Genomic DNA, 15,685 nt, shown 5'->3' on the forward strand with positions numbered 1-15,685 from the left:
ACATAACCCTGGAACCGGTCAGTCTTTTCCTGCGCGTGAGCGGGTGACTCCCGTTTGCCCCATTCGGTTCTCTGAGATTGGTCAGAGAACCAACACTACACACGTCAAATAGTTCGGCAACATTTGTCTACTTGTCGCCGAATATATGACCTTATATTACTCATACTTGATTGTAAACCGGACGTTTGTCGAGATAACGGCTTGTTTTTAGACACATGTCAACGCAAATGGTTATGTACTCAGATGTGGATAGAATCTCCCATGATTCGTGGAACAAACATCCACGAATTGAGCACCACTATGTACAAACGTCAATTCCCGTCCCTCGCTGAATCGACTCTCGGAGGAATCGTATGGTAGTTCCCTTGCAGACAGACCTGGCGACCATCGTCGAAGGTGTGAACCTCGTCTGGGTCCTCACCGTCACGTTCCTCATCTTCTTCATGCACGCCGGTTTCGCCATGCTCGAAGCCGGGCAAGTCCGCGCGAAGAACGTCTCGAACCAACTCACGAAGAACCTCCTGACGTGGAGTCTCGGGGTCATCGTGTTCTTCCTACTCGGTGCCGCCGTCTCGACAATCATCGCGGGCGTCACCGGTGGACCCTCTGTGACCATCACTGACGCCTTCATGAGCCTCTATGCACCCGACGCCGCCGCAACGACGGCGTGGGTCGATTGGCTCTTCGGCGCGGTGTTCGCGATGACCGCCGCGACTATCGTCTCCGGTGCGGTCGCAGGCCGCGCACGCCTCGGTGCGTACCTGACCTACACGATCCTCATCGCGGGTATCATCTACCCCGTCGTGGTCGGCTTCACGTGGGCCGGTGGCTTCCTCGGAGGCCTCGGCTTCCACGACTTCGCAGGCGGCATGATCGTCCACGGCATGGGCGGCATCGCCGGTCTCACCGCCGCGTGGGTTATCGGCCCGCGCATGAACCGCTTCAAACCCGACGGCTCTGCGAACGTCATCCCCGGTCACTCCATCACGTTCGCCGTCCTCGGCACCCTCATCCTCGCTTTCGGCTGGTACGGCTTCAACGTCGGTACCGCCGCAGCGCCCCTCGCATACTCCGAGGCTGACGGCCTGACGCTCGGTTCGTTCGCCTACGTCGGTCGCGTCGCACTCGTCACCACGCTCGGCATGGCCGCTGGCGCGCTCGGTGCCGGTGGCGTCGCCTACCTCAAGACCGGCAAAGTCGATACGCTGTACGTCGCAAACGGCCTGCTCGCAGGTCTCGTCGGCATCACGGCCATCGCTGACGACATCATCTGGCCGGGCGCAATCATCGTCGGCGCACTCGCTGGCGCGCAACTACCCTTCGTCTTCGAGTTCGTCGAGAAGCGTCTCCGCATCGACGACGTGTGTGCGGTCTTCCCCGTCCACGGCTCGGCAGGCATGCTCGGTGCCCTGCTCTACCCGGTTTTTGCGATGCCCGTCTGGCACAGTGGGGCGTCGGTCGTCTCGCTCGCCATCCCGCAAATTATCGGCGTCGTCGTCATCGCAATCTGGACGTTCGCCGCAACTGCGCTGGTCTTTGGTGCCTTCCGCTCGGTTGGTCTGGCCCGCGTCTCGGCCGACCACGAGCGTCAGGGTCTCGACACGGCCGAACACGGCGTCGATACCTACCCCGAATTCGGCGCGCCAGACGACGCTGGCATCCGCGCTGATGGAGGTTTCACCGCAGGTGAAAGCACGTCGGATGCGTCGTCCGACGGAGGTCTCACCGCAGATGGATTCATGACGACGCGCAAGGAGGACTAAGACATGAGTGACCTCGCAAACGACGGCGGAATCAAACTCGTCATGGCCATCGTCCGACCTGACAAACTTGCGGACGTGAAATCCGCGCTCGCGGAAGTCGGCGCACCCTCGCTGACGGTGACGAACGTCTCCGGTCGCGGGTCGCAACCGGCGACCAAGAGCCAATGGCGCGGCGAAGAGTACACCGTCGACCTCCACCAGAAGGTCAAAATCGAGTGTATCGTCGCCGAGATACCCGCCGAAGACGTGGCGAACGCCATCGCCGACGCCGCCCACACGGGCGAGAAAGGCGACGGGAAAGTCTTCGTTCTCCCCGTCGAAGAGGCGTACCAGGTTCGAACGGGGAAAACCGGCCGCGACGCGGTCTGAACCCCGAAATCGGACTATTTCGTGACTCGTTCGAGTCTCGATGCGCACGGCAATCACGCGAAACGGTTTTTCTGCTTCGAACTGAGCCATGAGATGATGAGCGGTGACTCGCCCTGATTGACCTCACGCTCGCCGTTGGGCTCGCACTCGCACTCGTCGGCATGCCAGCGGTGAGCCTCGTCACCGACCGCATCGGCATCGAAGGCGACGACTTCAGAGCTGACCTCCTCGTGAGCGACGCGAGCAAGTGGGCGGTCTTTCTCCTCCTCTGTGGGTTCGTCGTCTTCGTCGAAGGTCGCCCGCTCTCCTCGATTTCGGGGCGCTCGCTCGACCCACTCGCGTTCGTCGCCGCAGTTGGCGGCGGCGTGATACTGCTCTTCGCCGCGAGTGCAGTTGCCACTCCCATTTTCGAACGGTTTGGCATCGGCGGCGTGAACGACGAGATGACGCGATTCGGGTCGCTCTCGGTTCCGCACCGACTCGGCGTCGCCGCGACGGCCGGAATCACCGAAGAAGCACTCTTTCACGGCTACGCTATCGAGCGACTGCTGGAAGCGACGGGAAGTCCGCTGATTGCGGGTAGCATCTCCTTTGTCGCGTTCACCCTCGGCCACGTCGTCGGGTGGGACCGCGACTCAGTCGTGCGGATTGCCGTGCCCGCGCTCGTGACGACGCTCTTCTATCTCCTCATCCGCGACGTGGTCGCGCTGATGGCGATTCACGCACTCAACGACGCGGTTGGGCTCCTTCTCGCAGGTTCGATAGAGCGCGACGCCGAACACCAAGAGTCGGAGACGGCGCAGAATTCAAGCCAGTAAGGTCTTTCCCGTGCGCGAGCGAATCGCCGCCCATGAGACACGACGAGTCCCGCCGGTTGTACGACCGGGCACTCTCCGTACTGGCTGGCGGCGTGAACTCCTCTGTCAGAGCCACACAGCCGTATCCATTCTTCGTCGAACGCGGCGACGGCGCGCACGTCATCGACGCCGACGGCAACCGCTATATCGACTACGTGATGGGCTACGGACCGCTCCTCTACGGCCACGACGCACCCGAACCCGTGCAGGCCGCCGTCCAGAAACACTCCGCGGCAGGGCCGATGTACGGCGCACCCACAGAGATAGAAGTCGAACACGCCGAGTTCGTCGCCCGGCACGTTCCCTCGGTCGAGATGATTCGCTTCGTCAACTCGGGGACCGAAGCCACCGTCTCGGCCGTTCGCCTCGCTCGCGCAACCACAGGCCGCGACAAAATCGTCATCATGCAGGGCGGCTACCACGGCGCGCAGGAATCGACGCTCGTCAAGGGCGAACCCGGCAACGTCCACCCGAGTACGCGCGGCATCCCCGACTCCTTCGCCGAACACACGATTCCGGTGCCGTTCAACGACGAGGAGGCCATCCGCGAGGTGTTCGAACAGCACGGCGACGACATCGCCGCGGTCATGACCGAACCCATCTTGGCAAACACGGGTATCGTCATGCCCGTCGATGGCTACCTCCAGACGCTCCGCGATATCACCGAAGAACACGGGTCGCTCCTCATCTTCGACGAAGTCATCACCGGCTTCCGGGTCGGCGGTCTCCAGTGTGCCCAAGGAAAGTTCGGCGTCACACCCGACATCACCACCTTCGGGAAGATTATCGGCGGTGGATTCCCCGTCGGTGCAATCGGTGGCAAGGCCGAACTCATCGAGCAGTTCACCCCCGGCGGCGACGTGTTCCAGTCAGGGACCTTCTCGGGGCACCCAGTGACGATGGCCGCGGGCCACGAGTACCTGAAGTTCGCCGCCGAGAACGACGTTTATGACCACGTTAATCACCTCGGCAACGAGCTTCGAACGGGAATTTCGGACATCCTCGAAGACCACGCACCCGAGTACACTGTCGTCGGGACGGACTCGATGTTCAAGACAATCTTCACGCGTCACGGGTCGGCTCCGAAGAACGGTGCTGACGTGTCGAACGCCGAGACCGACCGCTGGGAACGCGTCTTCTGGCAGGAGATGAAAGACCACGGTGTCTTCCTCACGGCCAACCAGTTCGAGTCACAGTTCGTCTCCTACGCGCACACCGACGAGGACATCGAACGCACGCTCGAAGCGTACAAAGAAGCCCTATAGGCGGACTGTTTTTTGCAGATAGAGGTACCACAGCGGGCTGAATAGGCCCGCGCCGACGAGTCCCGCGATGAAGGGCGTCGCGCCCGTCGGGTCCGGACTGAGGACGAACGCGGGCGGAAACGCCACGACGAGGGCGAGAATGAACGAAAGGAGGACGCGATGGGTGGAGGGCATCTCCTCTGCAGATGTGTGTCAGAAGAAAGTAGTTTTCGTCCTGCGATTTCGAGTCGAGGTCGTTCTGTACGGCGATTATTCGACTCGCAAGCGGGCTTCTGCGGTCTTCCAGAGTGGTGGATAGGCTAAAACGAGCCCAACAGCGACGCCGAAGACCCACACGGCGAAAATCCCGAGCGCGTCGTCTTGGAGTCCCAAGAAGATGAACAACGTCGTGTTGAGGACCGTTGCGGTGAGTCCGACAATCCACACGCGGACGACGAGTCGGAGGCGAAGCGGGCGAAGCCACATCAACAGCACTCCGACCGCGCCCGTGACGATGTACTGGAGTCTGACCGGCGGTTGGTAGCCGAGTACAGGAAGCAACAAATCGAGTGGCGCAAAGACGGGGAGCAGGCCGAAGAAGAACAGAGCGATGACGACGAAGTCGCCAATCTGTCGAACCACAGATTCGAGAGAGACCATGGTACGATACGTGCCCGCATCCCGTATGCGTCTTTCTCTCGCGGGTTCGTGGTCCGTGCCGGGGACGAACTGGTGGGCTTTTCAACGCGGACACCAGACACCTTCGTATGACTGAACGGACGCTTCGATTGGCGACGCGAGGGTCGGTACTCGCACGCCGACAGGCCACGAGTGTGAAGGAGGCGCTCGAAGGCCGTCGACTCGACGTGGAACTCGTCGAAGTCGAAACCGAGGGAGACAGAATTCAAGACGAACTCATCCACCGACTGGGCAAGACGGGCGCGTTCGTCCGCGCGCTCGACGAGCGCGTGCTGGATGGCGAAGTCGATGCCGCCGTCCACTCGATGAAGGACATGCCGACCGAGAAGCCCGCGAACCTCGTCGTCGCGGGCGTCCCCGAGCGGGCAAACGCCGGAGACGTCCTCGTGACGCGCGATGGCCGCAGTATCGACGACCTACCCGAGGGCGCAGTCGTCGGCACGGCGTCGCTCCGTCGCCAAGCCCAACTATTGAACTACCGCGACGACCTCGTGGTCGAACCCATCCGTGGCAACGTCGATACGCGCGTCGAGAAGTTGCTCGCCACGCACCTCCAGCGCGAACACGAAGCGCGCGTCGAGAACGACAAGGACCGCGCGGGCAAGAAGGGCAAAGTCGACCACGAAGACGAGTTCGACCAGACCGCCGAAGAGTGGTTCGACAACCTCACCGAACTCGAGCGACAGGCGATGAGCCGGAAGGTCGAAACCGAATACGATGCCGTCGTCCTCGCCGAAGCCGGACTCAAGCGAAGCGGACTGGCCAAGAAAATCGAATACGAACGACTGGACCGCTCGCAGTTCGTCCCCGCACCGGGACAAGGCGCAATTGCAGTGACGGCCTCGGACTCCGAAGTCATCGACCTCATCCACGAGAAACTTGACCACCCGCGAACGCGCGTCGAAACGACCGTCGAGCGGACGATTCTCGAAGAACTCGGTGCTGGCTGTATCGCCCCGATTGGCGTCCACGCGCTCTTGCAGGGCGAACACGTCCACGTCGAAGTCCAAGTTCTCGCAACAGACGGGTCGGAAGCCATCAAGACGGCCCGCAACCTCTCGGTCCAGCGGCACGCGGTCCAAGCCCGTGACTTCGCACAGGACCTCAGAAAGCGCGGTGCTGGCCAACTCATCGAGGCCGCCCGCGACGAGACGGAGGAGTGAGATGGTAGACGAGAGCGACACCGTGGGAATCGTCCACCTCGTCGGCAGCGGTCCCGGCGACCCGGAACTCCTCACGCTGAAAGCCGCCCGCCTCATCGACGAGGCCGACGTCGTCCTCCACGACAAACTCCCGGGCCCGGAGATTCTCGGCATGATTCCCGAAGAACGTCGGGAAGACGTGGGCAAGCGCGCCGGTGGCGAGTGGACGCCCCAAGAGTACACCAACGCGCGGATGGTCGAGCTCGCCCGCGAAGGCAAGACCGTCGTCCGGCTGAAAGGCGGCGACCCGTTCGTGTTTGGACGCGGCGGCGAAGAGATGGAACACCTCGCCGAGAACGAAATTCCGTTCGACATCGTGCCGGGAATCACCTCGGCAGTCGGCGGTCCCGGTTCCGCAGGAATTCCCGTCACGCACCGCGATTACGTCTCCTCGGTGTCGTTCGTCACCGGACACGAAGACCCGACGAAAGACGAATCCGCCGTGAACTGGGGTGCGCTCGCCGCGACCGGTGGGACGCTCGTCGTCCTCATGGGCGTCGGCAAACTCCCGCTCTACACGGCAGAACTTCGTGAAGCGGGGATGAGCCCCGAAACGCCCGTCGCACTCATCGAACGTGCGACGTGGCCCGACATGCGCGTCGCCACGGGAACCCTCGAAACCATCGTTGACGTGCGCGACGAGGCCGACATCGAACCGCCAGCCATCACCATCATCGGCGAGGTTGCGGCCACCCGTGACCGCGTGAAAGAGTTCCTCCGCGACGGTGGTATCGACGCGCTCGCACAGACTGCCGAAGGCGACGAATCAAAGTCGTCGGAAGCCGAGGACACAGACGAATGAGTCGTGAGGTTCGTGTCGCCGTCTTCCGACCCGACGACGACCGACTGGAAAACGCAGTCGAGCTGCTCGACTCGCTCGGTTCGACCCCCGTTCCCGACCCGATGCTCGCGGTCGAACCGACCGATGCAACGCCCGAAGACGCCGAGTACGTCGTCCTCACGAGCAAGACAGGCGTCGAACTCTTAGACGAGAGCGGGTGGACACCGGGCGAGTCGATTCTCTGTTGTATCGGCTCTGCAACCGCCGACGCCGCCCGCGACGCGGGATGGAAAGTGGACCGCGTGCCCGAGGAGTACTCCTCGTCTGGCCTCGTCGAATTGCTCGCCGACGAGGTTGGAAATTCGACGGTCGAAGTCGCCCGAAGCGACCACGGCAGTCAGGTCCTCTTGGACGGTCTGCGCGATGCGGGCGCGGACGTTCACGAGACAGTCCTCTACCGACTCGTCCGCCCCGAAGGCTCCGGCAAATCGACCGAGTTAGCCGCCGCTGGCGACCTCGAAGCCGCGCTCTTCACGTCGTCGCTGACGGTCGAACACTTCCTCGATGCGGCCGACGCGCGCGGGATTCGTGACGACGCAATCGTCGGATTGAACGACGCAATCGTCGGTGCGATTGGCGAACCGACGCGCGAAACCGCCGAATCGCACGGTATCGACGTCGATGTCGTCCCAGAGACGGCGACGTTCGACGAACTGGCCTGCACGGTCGTCGAGACAGCGGCCCCAACTTACCACGAGTGACACAACAGGCCCGTTCCGACACAGCGTCCGCGAAACCCGAATCGCAGGAGTCCGGGTCGTGGCGCGCCGTCGGGGCGGTCGCTGGCTGGCAGACTGCCGCGAGTCTCTGTTACTACACGATTTTCGCCGCGACTGGTTTCTTCAGAGATGCGTTCTCGCTCTCTGAATCACTCGTCGGCGTCGTCCTGACCGCCGGGCTACTCGGCTACACAGTCTCGCTCTTTCCGAGCGGTGCGGCCGTCGATGGCTTCGGCGAAAAACGAGTGATGGTGTTCGGTCTCGTCGCGCTCGCGGTGGCGCTCATCGGCGTGTCGTTCGCGCCGACCTACGCGCTTTTGCTGGGGTCGGTCGCTCTTCTTGGGGCGGCGTATTCGACCGCCATGCCTGCCTCGAATCGCGGCATCGTCGGCGTTGCACCCGCTGGACGGAAGAACCTCGCCATGGGACTGAAGCAAGTCGGTGTCACCGCCGGGAGCGGCGCGTCGTCGCTCGTCGTCACAGGAATCGCCGCGGTTGCGGTGTGGCAAGTCGGTTTCTGGGTGATTGCGGTCGTCGCCGTGGCCTACGCGGTCGTCTTCGCCGTACAGTATCAGGGAACGCCCGGAACCGGCCAGTTCGAGCGGCCGGAGTTGTCGGGGTTGGGGAACAACAACGCCTACGTCGCACTCGTCGCCGCGGGGTTCTTCATCGGCGCATCGATTTTCTCGATGCTCGGCTACACCGTCCTCTACGTCCAAGACGTAGTGCAGGCGAGTCCGACCGTGGCGGGAGTCGTCCTCGCATTGACCCAGGTGACCGGAAGCATCGGGCGGATTGGTGCCGGAACGCTCGCTGACCGACTCGGCGGGGCGAATGGTGCGGCGACCGTCGCACTCGGGCAACTCGCCGTCGCAGTCGCCCTCTTTGGGCTCCTCGTGAGTTCCGGCGGTGGACTCGCGCTTACTATCCTCGTGTTCGTCGCGCTCGGCCTCACTATCCACGGCTCGACGGGCGTGTTCTACTCCTGTCTGAGCAGTGTCGTCGCCGACGACGATATCGGCGCGGCAACGGCGGGCGGGCAAACAGCAATCAACACTGGTGGGTTGGTCGCCCCGCCAGCGTTCGGAATTCTCGTCGAATCGCTAGGCTACGACGCCGGATGGATGCTCGTCGCGGGGCTGTCGGCGGCCGCGGCGGTGTTGTTGTTCGCGGTTCGGCGGCGAACCTGAGCAGTCTTGAGTGACTCCCCTGACCAGTACGGAGGTTTTTGTACCGAGACGCATCCACAGAGCAGTATGACGAGTCCGCGAATCGCACGAAAACAACCAGCGTTTATGCCGGTGACGACGTGAGTATCGAACAGATGGACGGACCCGTTCCCGAACTTACCGACCACGCCGAGGCGTGTGCGTCTCGTCTCCACGAGGCCGACCGGGTGTTACTCGCCTCGCACATCGACGCCGACGGCCTGACGAGCGCCGGTGTCGCCTCGACCGCGCTCGAACGTGCCGGAATCCAGTTCGAGACGGTGTTCTGCCGCCAACTCGACGCCGACGCAGTTGCGGAGATTGCGGCGACCGACTACGAGACGGTTCTCTTTACGGACTTTGGGAGCGGCCAACTCGATATCATCGCCGACCACGAGGACGCGGGCGATTTTACCCCAGTTATCGCCGACCACCACAAACCCGCCGAGGAGGTCGAAACCGAGTTCCACCTCAACCCACTCCGATTCGGCCTCAACGGAGCGACCGAGTTGTCGGGCGCAGGTGCGAGTTACGTTCTCGCGCGGGCGCTCGAACGAGAAGACCAAGACAACCGCGACCTCGCCGCGCTCGCGGTCGTCGGTGCGGTCGGTGACATGCAAGATACGGATGGTGGATTACACGGCGCAAACGCCGGAATCGTCGCCGAGGGCGTTGAAGCCGGTGTCGTCGAAGAGGGAACCGACCTCCTCATCTACGGACGACAGACACGGGCACTGCCGAAACTCCTCCAGTACGCTACGGACGTTCGAATTCCCGGTATCTCGAACAACGAAGCAGGAAGCATCGAGTTCCTGACCGAACTCGACATCGACTGTCGCGACGACGAGGGAGAGTGGAAACGGTGGGTGGACCTCACCGGCGACGAGCGACAAGGGCTCGCCAGCGCGCTCATGCGAAGGGCAATCGCCAGCGGCGTCCCTGCCTCTCGAATCGACGACCTCGTGGGGACGACCTACGTCCTCACCCGCGAGACCGAAGGGACCGAACTCCGCGACGTGAGCGAGTTTTCGACGCTCCTCAATGCGACTGCCCGCTACGACCGTGCGGACGTGGGTCTCGCCGTGTGTTTGGGCGACCGCGACCGTGCGCTGGACCGTGCGCGTCGCCTTCTCAAAAATCACCGAATGAACCTCTCGAACGGGTTGCAGTGGGTGAAAGAACACGGCGTGCGTGTGGAAGAGAACCTCCAGTGGTTCGACGCGGGCGACGAGATTCGAGAGACCATCGTGGGAATCGTCGCCGGGATGGCCGTCGGCACGAATGCGACGAAAAACGGCGTGCCCGTCCTCGCGTTCGCCGAAAACGAAGACGGCGACGTCAAGGTCTCCTCACGTGGGTCGTACGTGATGGTCAGAAATGGCCTCGACCTCTCGGCGGTCATGCGCGAAGCCTCACGAGCAGTCGGGGGCGATGGCGGCGGCCACGACGTTGCTGCGGGCGCGACGATTCCCAACGGGACGGTCGAAGAGTTCATCGCCGAAGCCGACCGCATCGTCGGCGAGCAGTTAGGCTAGGAATCGACCGGATTCGACCCGAACCGTGCGGGAACCCAATCTTGTGAGTCGATTGGCGGGCGCTCGTAGTCCGAGTCGTTTTGGCGCGGTGGTAACTCGATTGGGCCGGGCGTCAGGTCTCCGTAGTCGATTTGATTCAATAAGTGTGAGATACAGTTGAGTCGCGCGTGTCGTTTCACGTCGGCGTGGACGACGTTCCACGGTGCTTCTTCGATGTCCGTGTGTTCGAACATCACGTCTTTCGCTTCGGAATACTCGTCCCACTTCGCACGCGCTTCGAGGTCCATGGGACTGAGTTTCCAGCGTCGTTTCGGGTCTTTGTTTCGCTTCTGGAAGCGCCGTTCCTGTTCTTCGTTGCTTATCGAGAACCAGTACTTGATGAGGATGATACCGGATCGAACGAGCATGCGCTCGAACTCCGGACAGGTTCGAAGGAACTCCTCGTACTCGTCGTCCGAACAGAAACCCATGACGCGCTCGACACCGGCGCGGTTGTACCAACTTCGGTCGAAGAGTACCATCTCGCCCTCGGTCGGGAGGTGTTCGACGTAGCGCTGGAAGTACCACTGACCTTGTTCGCGTTCGGTGGGCGTGCCGAGTGCGACGACGCGAACGACCCGCGGGTTGAGGCGACGGGTGATTCGCTTGATGACGCCGCCTTTTCCAGCGGCATCGCGGCCTTCGAACACGACACAGACGCGAAGTCCCTCCTCTTTAACCCAGTACTGGAGCTTGACTAGCTCTTCTTGCAGTTCAGCCAGTTCCTTCTTGTAGCGTTTCTTCTTCAGGACACCCTTCTTGTTGTACTGGCCATCGGAACTCGTCATGTACTATACACGTGTTATGTGAACAAATACCATGCGCGCGAAGTAGCGGAAAACCAATCTGTGTTTGAAAAGGGTCATTCCGATTCGGGAAATCAGCGGATTCAGGTGTGTTGAAACCTGGTGTGTAAATTTACAACCAATATTGAGATAAATAATTAGTTTAGACAAATTTGTTTTTCAGTTAATAATATTCGCATGTAGCGAATCGGTATAGTTGGATATGGAGAAAGACAGCTTGTTTGATAGAAGAAGCGTCTTAAAGTCCATCGGTACCGCAACTGCAGGATTGTCGATAGGAGGCCAGGCTACCGCGAGTCCATCTCCACGCGAGATTTACAAACAGGGCCTGAAAATCCGCGAACAAACCGGTAAGAGAGGACCGTTTGAGGAATACATCCTCAATCGTGGGTTCAGCATTGCACAGCAGAACTCCGAAACGTTCGCCTTCGGTGAAGATGCTGGCGCGATAGGCATCGAACGCGTGGAGAGAGACGACCTGACACTTCACGCGTCTGTGTACACGCAAGACGGAGTTTCGTACGCTCACGGCGATTGGTACGTCGAACGTGATCTCAGTGACGCGTGGAACGACTACGACGATACCGGCTACCCTCCCAAAGATATCGTTGGAATCGGTTGGGAACACTCGGACTACGACATCGTGTGGGATACCTGGGAGAGTGACTCGTTCTCCTCCAAACGAGTCGCAACAACGAACAACGTTGCATGGGAATTCAACGATGAAGACGCCCATCACTACTACGCTGGTGATGGTGATGGTATCAATTTCCAGGGATGGGCTGACGTCGAACTCACCCCGACAGAAGACATATCCAATAGGTCGATAATCGTGAACTACCAACACACTTGGGTTGGCGGTTCAGTCACGGGAGTTAGCTTCGATGGCAGCGGTGGGATGTCGATTGGAGTAAGCCTCGAAGCGAAAAAGTGGGACTCACCGAGACAGGCTTACTCGAGCGACACGTAACCTGCCAGCTAATTTTTCACCAGTTGACTCATAGGAGCAGAAAATGCACCACATCAATCGACGACAGTTCGTTACTGTGTTCGGAAGTGGGATATCGTTACTATCTGGTTGTCAGCGACTCCAGTCGGAGCCTGCAGGCTCACTCCTGATTGAGAACGGCCACGACCTCCCGCATATCATCGACATCGAAATTGTATCCTACTCAGAAAATGGGGAAATCAAAACCGGGAGCAAAACTGGAGAGATACCCATCGAATCCGGTGACACGAAGCGGTACCCCGAGTATTTTGACCTCTCTGCGAGTTACGAAGTCATCGCCTCTATACCGGGTGCTGAAGCGGTGCGTGTCCCGTATGGTCGAGGCGGAACTTCGAAAAAGGACAACCTAGTATTACTCACCATCTCTGCGGATGGAACGTTCAGCGGCGGGTTAAAATCGGTTTAACGCTTCCTCTCCTTCGAATCGGTGTCAAAAGTGGCTGTCGTCCGAGATTGATTCACTTCGATTGGTTTTTGTATATCATTATATGGTTTATTTCTTCAGAGCATGTGGGTCAGAGGTAGTGATTGCCGTAATTAGGGCCGCTCAGCACCCTCGCATTCCGCGAAATCCTCATAAGGCATGCTGGTGTATCACACGGTACTGGCCACGCGGTCAGGGGGATGACGATGGCAACTGCGAGATCAAACAAATACGACTACCCAATCGGCTACGAGCCGATGATAGAAACGGAGACACTCGAACTCGACCGGCGAACGGTCACGCGACTCGATTCGCTACTCGAACCGGGCGAGTCATACGACGAACTCATCAACGAACTCGTGTCGATACACCTGGCGAGCGAACTCAGTTCCGTCCGCACAGACAGCCCACTCATCGAGTGAGCGCACACATTCCCACTTTTCAGCCATCTCACGACGTGTAGCGGCAGAATTAGATATTTGGCGTGTTGAGCGCATAAATCAAATACTGCGATATGGAATCGATTTCGGCGACCACAGCATCACCAGCCAATCGTCCGATTTTTTGCTGGCACCGGGGAATCACTCTGTATGGCCGATTTCGACCCGGAGAAGTTCGAGGACAAGTACGTCCACTACTTCCCGCAACTCCAGCGTTCGTACAAGAACGCGTTCAACACGATGAACGACGAGTTCGACTCGACGCTCATCCACGGCATCGACCAGCAGATTCTGAACGAGTCCGAACCGTTCTACGAGGACGGCGACTTCCGCATCGAACTGCCCGAGAACCCGCACGAGCGCCTGACTGCGGTCGCTATCGACGACGACGAACTCGACGAAGTCCTCGACCGCTACGTCGAAGAGATCAAATCCCAACTGCGCCGGACGTTCGGCGTGGAAGCCTGACATCGAACCAAAGGCCTAAGCCCACTCGCCCCAAAATCGCGCCCATGAGCACGGAGACGCAGGACGGCGAAGACGACCTCAAAGAGCGTGTCGTGAACTTCCTCCGCCGCAACTTCCCGCAGATTCAGATGCACGGTGGCAGTGCCGCCATCCGCGACCTCGACCGCGAGAACGGTGAGGTCACCATCCTTCTCGGTGGTGCCTGTTCCGGCTGTGGCATCTCGCCGATGACCATTCAGGCAATCAAGACCCGCATGGTCAAGGAAATCCCCGAAATCAACGAAGTCCACGCCGAAACCGGCATGGGCGGCGGCGACATGGGTGGCGCAAGCCGCGGCGGCGACATGAGCCCATCGTTCCCCGGTGAGACCTCCTCGGACGAGAGCGACGAAGGCCCACAGGCACCGTTCTAAGCGAACCCAACGGCGAGAGTCAATCGCCGACACTGTGTTCTCGTTATTCACAAACGAGAGAACACCGCTTTTATCGACCCCTACCGTACACAGAGAGGTATGACCGCCGAGTCGCCCGAGAACGTCCTCTTTGTCGTCATGGACACGGTCCGGAAAGACCACCTCACGCCGTACGGCTACGACCGCCCGACGACGCCGGGACTGGCCGAATTCGCCGAGGAGGCGACGGTCTTCGAGCAGGCAGTCGCCCCCGCGCCGTGGACGCTTCCCGTTCACGCCTCGCTCTTTACCGGTATGTACCCGAGTCAGCACGGTGCCGACCAAGAACGGCCCTACTTGGAGGGTGCGACGACGCTCGCCCAAACCCTCTCTGCGGCGGGGTACGACACTGCCTGCTACTCCTCGAACGCGTGGATTACGCCCTACACGCACCTGACCGACGGATTTGGCGACCAGGACAACTTCTTCGAAGTCATGCCCGGTGATTTCCTCTCGGGGCCGCTGGCGAAAGCCTGGAAGACGATGAACGACAATCAGACGCTCCGGGCACTGGCCGACAAACTCGTCAGCCTCGGCAACACCGCCCACGAATATCTCGCCGGGGGCGAAGGTGCTGACTCGAAGACACCCGCAGTCATCGACCACACCATCGACTTCATTGACAACTCGGGCAAGTCGTTTGCGTTCATCAACCTGATGGATGCTCACCTGCCGTATCACCCGCCGAAGAAGTATGCCGAGAAGTTCGCACCCGGAGTGGACTCGACCGCTGTGTGCCAGAATTCCAAGGAGTACAACTCTGGAGCGTACGAAATCGAGGAAGAAGAGTGGGAAGACATTCGCGGCCTCTACGACGCCGAAATCGCCCACATCGACGACCAACTCACTCGGTTATTCGACCACCTGAAAGAGACCGGCCAGTGGGACGACACCATGGTCGTCGTCTGTGCCGACCACGGAGAACTCCACGGCGAACACGGCCTCTACGGCCACGAGTTCTGCCTGTACGACCCGCTCATCAACGTCCCGCTGATGGTCAAGCACCCGAACCTCGATGGGGGGCGACGCGAGGACCAGGTCGAACTCGTAGACCTCTACCACACCGTCCTCGACGCACTCGGTGTCGAGGGTGGAACCCCGGCATCGCCCGGCGAAACGTCCGTCAAACTCGATAGAACACGCTCGCTCCTCTCCGATACCTACCGCGAGTTCGCACAGGCGACGAACGACGACCCCGGCCAGCGACTCGATGGCGAGTACGCGTTCGTCGAATACTCGCGTCCCGTGGTCGAACTCAAGCAGTTAGAAGAGAAGGCGGCCAAGGCGAACATCGTCATTCCAGAGGATTCGCGGTTCTACTCACGGATGCGTTCGGCACGCCGCCCCGACGCGAAGTACACCCGTATCGACCGCATCGCGGACGAGGCCTACCTGCTCGACAACGACCCCGGAGAACAAGAGAACCTCGCCGATTCGGACAACGAGCGTATCGCCGAAGTCGAATCCGCACTCAGCAAGTTCGAATCGGCCGTCGGCGGCGCGTGGACTGACGCGCTCGGAACCGACGTCTCAGACGACTCGGTCGAACAGATGGACGACGAAGCACAACAGCGCCTCCGCGACTTGGGGTATCTCGAATAACCGCCGTT

The 15,685-nt window shown here is 60.6% G+C and carries 18 protein-coding genes; 15 read left to right on the forward strand and 3 right to left on the reverse strand.

All coding sequences use genetic code 11. The features are described 5' to 3' along the window. The first annotated feature begins 353 nt into the window (after positions 1–353). The 4 genes from ACK509_RS08515 to hemL all read left to right on the forward strand — a co-directional run bounded on the left by ACK509_RS08515 (position 354) and on the right by hemL (position 4,254). Positions 354–1,763 (forward strand): ammonium transporter, encoded by a 1,410-nt coding sequence (locus tag ACK509_RS08515; protein ID WP_410766047.1) that lies wholly within the window; start codon positions 354–356, stop codon positions 1,761–1,763. Positions 1,764–1,766: 3 nt separating this feature from the next. Continuing rightward, a complete protein-coding gene (locus ACK509_RS08520) occupies positions 1,767–2,132 on the forward strand; it encodes a P-II family nitrogen regulator (protein ID WP_410766048.1) in 366 nt (121 codons plus the stop codon). A 113-nt stretch (positions 2,133–2,245) separates the two neighbouring features. After that, positions 2,246–2,950, forward strand: a complete 705-nt coding sequence (locus ACK509_RS08525) for a type II CAAX prenyl endopeptidase Rce1 family protein (protein ID WP_410766275.1) — start codon at positions 2,246–2,248, stop codon at positions 2,948–2,950. A 32-nt stretch (positions 2,951–2,982) separates the two neighbouring features. Then, positions 2,983–4,254, forward strand: a complete 1,272-nt coding sequence (hemL, locus tag ACK509_RS08530; protein ID WP_410766049.1) for a glutamate-1-semialdehyde 2,1-aminomutase — start codon at positions 2,983–2,985, stop codon at positions 4,252–4,254. On the opposite strand, the gene ACK509_RS08535 is transcribed toward hemL, so the two are convergent. Beyond that, entirely contained in the window at positions 4,249–4,428 is a 180-nt protein-coding gene (locus ACK509_RS08535; protein WP_410766050.1) for a hypothetical protein, read from the reverse strand. The genes hemL and ACK509_RS08535 overlap by 6 nt on opposite strands. 75 nt (positions 4,429–4,503) lie before the next feature. Further along, on the reverse strand, positions 4,504–4,893 hold the full coding sequence (locus ACK509_RS08540) for a hypothetical protein (protein ID WP_410766051.1): 390 nt from the start codon (positions 4,891–4,893) through the stop codon (positions 4,504–4,506). A 107-nt stretch (positions 4,894–5,000) separates the two neighbouring features. Between ACK509_RS08540 and hemC the strand changes: the two genes are divergently transcribed. The 5 genes from hemC (at position 5,001) to ACK509_RS08565 (ending at position 10,437) form a co-directional block, all read left to right on the forward strand. Further along, on the forward strand, positions 5,001–6,095 hold the full coding sequence (hemC, locus tag ACK509_RS08545; protein WP_410766052.1) for a hydroxymethylbilane synthase: 1,095 nt from the start codon (positions 5,001–5,003) through the stop codon (positions 6,093–6,095). Between the two features lies 1 nt (position 6,096). Further along, a complete protein-coding gene (gene cobA / locus ACK509_RS08550; protein ID WP_410766053.1) occupies positions 6,097–6,936 on the forward strand; it encodes a uroporphyrinogen-III C-methyltransferase in 840 nt (279 codons plus the stop codon). Continuing rightward, the gene (locus ACK509_RS08555; RefSeq protein WP_410766054.1) at positions 6,933–7,676 is read left to right on the forward strand and encodes a uroporphyrinogen-III synthase; all 744 of its coding nucleotides are present in this window, start codon (positions 6,933–6,935) and stop codon (positions 7,674–7,676) included. The genes cobA and ACK509_RS08555 overlap by 4 nt, the downstream gene beginning before the upstream one ends. After that, positions 7,673–8,884, forward strand: coding sequence for an MFS transporter (locus ACK509_RS08560; RefSeq protein ID WP_410766055.1), 1,212 nt, complete (start codon positions 7,673–7,675; stop codon positions 8,882–8,884). The genes ACK509_RS08555 and ACK509_RS08560 overlap by 4 nt, the downstream gene beginning before the upstream one ends. 134 nt (positions 8,885–9,018) lie before the next feature. Next, positions 9,019–10,437, forward strand: a complete 1,419-nt coding sequence (locus ACK509_RS08565; RefSeq protein WP_410766056.1) for a DHHA1 domain-containing protein — start codon at positions 9,019–9,021, stop codon at positions 10,435–10,437. Here the strand turns inward: ACK509_RS08565 and ppk2 are convergent. Then, positions 10,434–11,264: a polyphosphate kinase 2 gene (gene ppk2, locus ACK509_RS08570; protein WP_410766057.1), complete on the reverse strand. Its 831-nt coding sequence runs from the start codon at positions 11,262–11,264 to the stop codon at positions 10,434–10,436. The genes ACK509_RS08565 and ppk2 overlap by 4 nt on opposite strands. A 220-nt stretch (positions 11,265–11,484) precedes the next feature. Between ppk2 and ACK509_RS08575 the strand changes: the two genes are divergently transcribed. The 6 genes from ACK509_RS08575 to ACK509_RS08600 all read left to right on the forward strand — a co-directional run bounded on the left by ACK509_RS08575 (position 11,485) and on the right by ACK509_RS08600 (position 15,677). Next, positions 11,485–12,252, forward strand: a complete 768-nt coding sequence (locus ACK509_RS08575) for a hypothetical protein (RefSeq protein WP_410766058.1) — start codon at positions 11,485–11,487, stop codon at positions 12,250–12,252. A gap of 76 nt (positions 12,253–12,328) precedes the next feature. Continuing rightward, positions 12,329–12,697: a hypothetical protein gene (locus tag ACK509_RS08580; protein ID WP_410766059.1), complete on the forward strand. Its 369-nt coding sequence runs from the start codon at positions 12,329–12,331 to the stop codon at positions 12,695–12,697. Positions 12,698–12,921: 224 nt separating this feature from the next. After that, a complete protein-coding gene (locus ACK509_RS08585; RefSeq protein WP_410766060.1) occupies positions 12,922–13,137 on the forward strand; it encodes a hypothetical protein in 216 nt (71 codons plus the stop codon). Between the two features lie 168 nt (positions 13,138–13,305). Beyond that, positions 13,306–13,623, forward strand: a complete 318-nt coding sequence (locus ACK509_RS08590; protein WP_410766061.1) for a DUF5783 family protein — start codon at positions 13,306–13,308, stop codon at positions 13,621–13,623. A gap of 44 nt (positions 13,624–13,667) precedes the next feature. Further along, complete coding sequence (locus ACK509_RS08595) at positions 13,668–14,036, forward strand: NifU family protein (protein ID WP_410766062.1); 369 nt, start codon at positions 13,668–13,670, stop codon at positions 14,034–14,036. A gap of 99 nt (positions 14,037–14,135) precedes the next feature. Continuing rightward, on the forward strand, positions 14,136–15,677 hold the full coding sequence (locus tag ACK509_RS08600; RefSeq protein WP_410766063.1) for a sulfatase: 1,542 nt from the start codon (positions 14,136–14,138) through the stop codon (positions 15,675–15,677). The last annotated feature ends 8 nt before the right edge of the window (positions 15,678–15,685 follow it).

This window comes from Haloferax sp. DFSO60 (genome assembly GCF_046557615.1).
Taxonomy (GTDB): Archaea; Halobacteriota; Halobacteria; order Halobacteriales; family Haloferacaceae; genus Haloferax.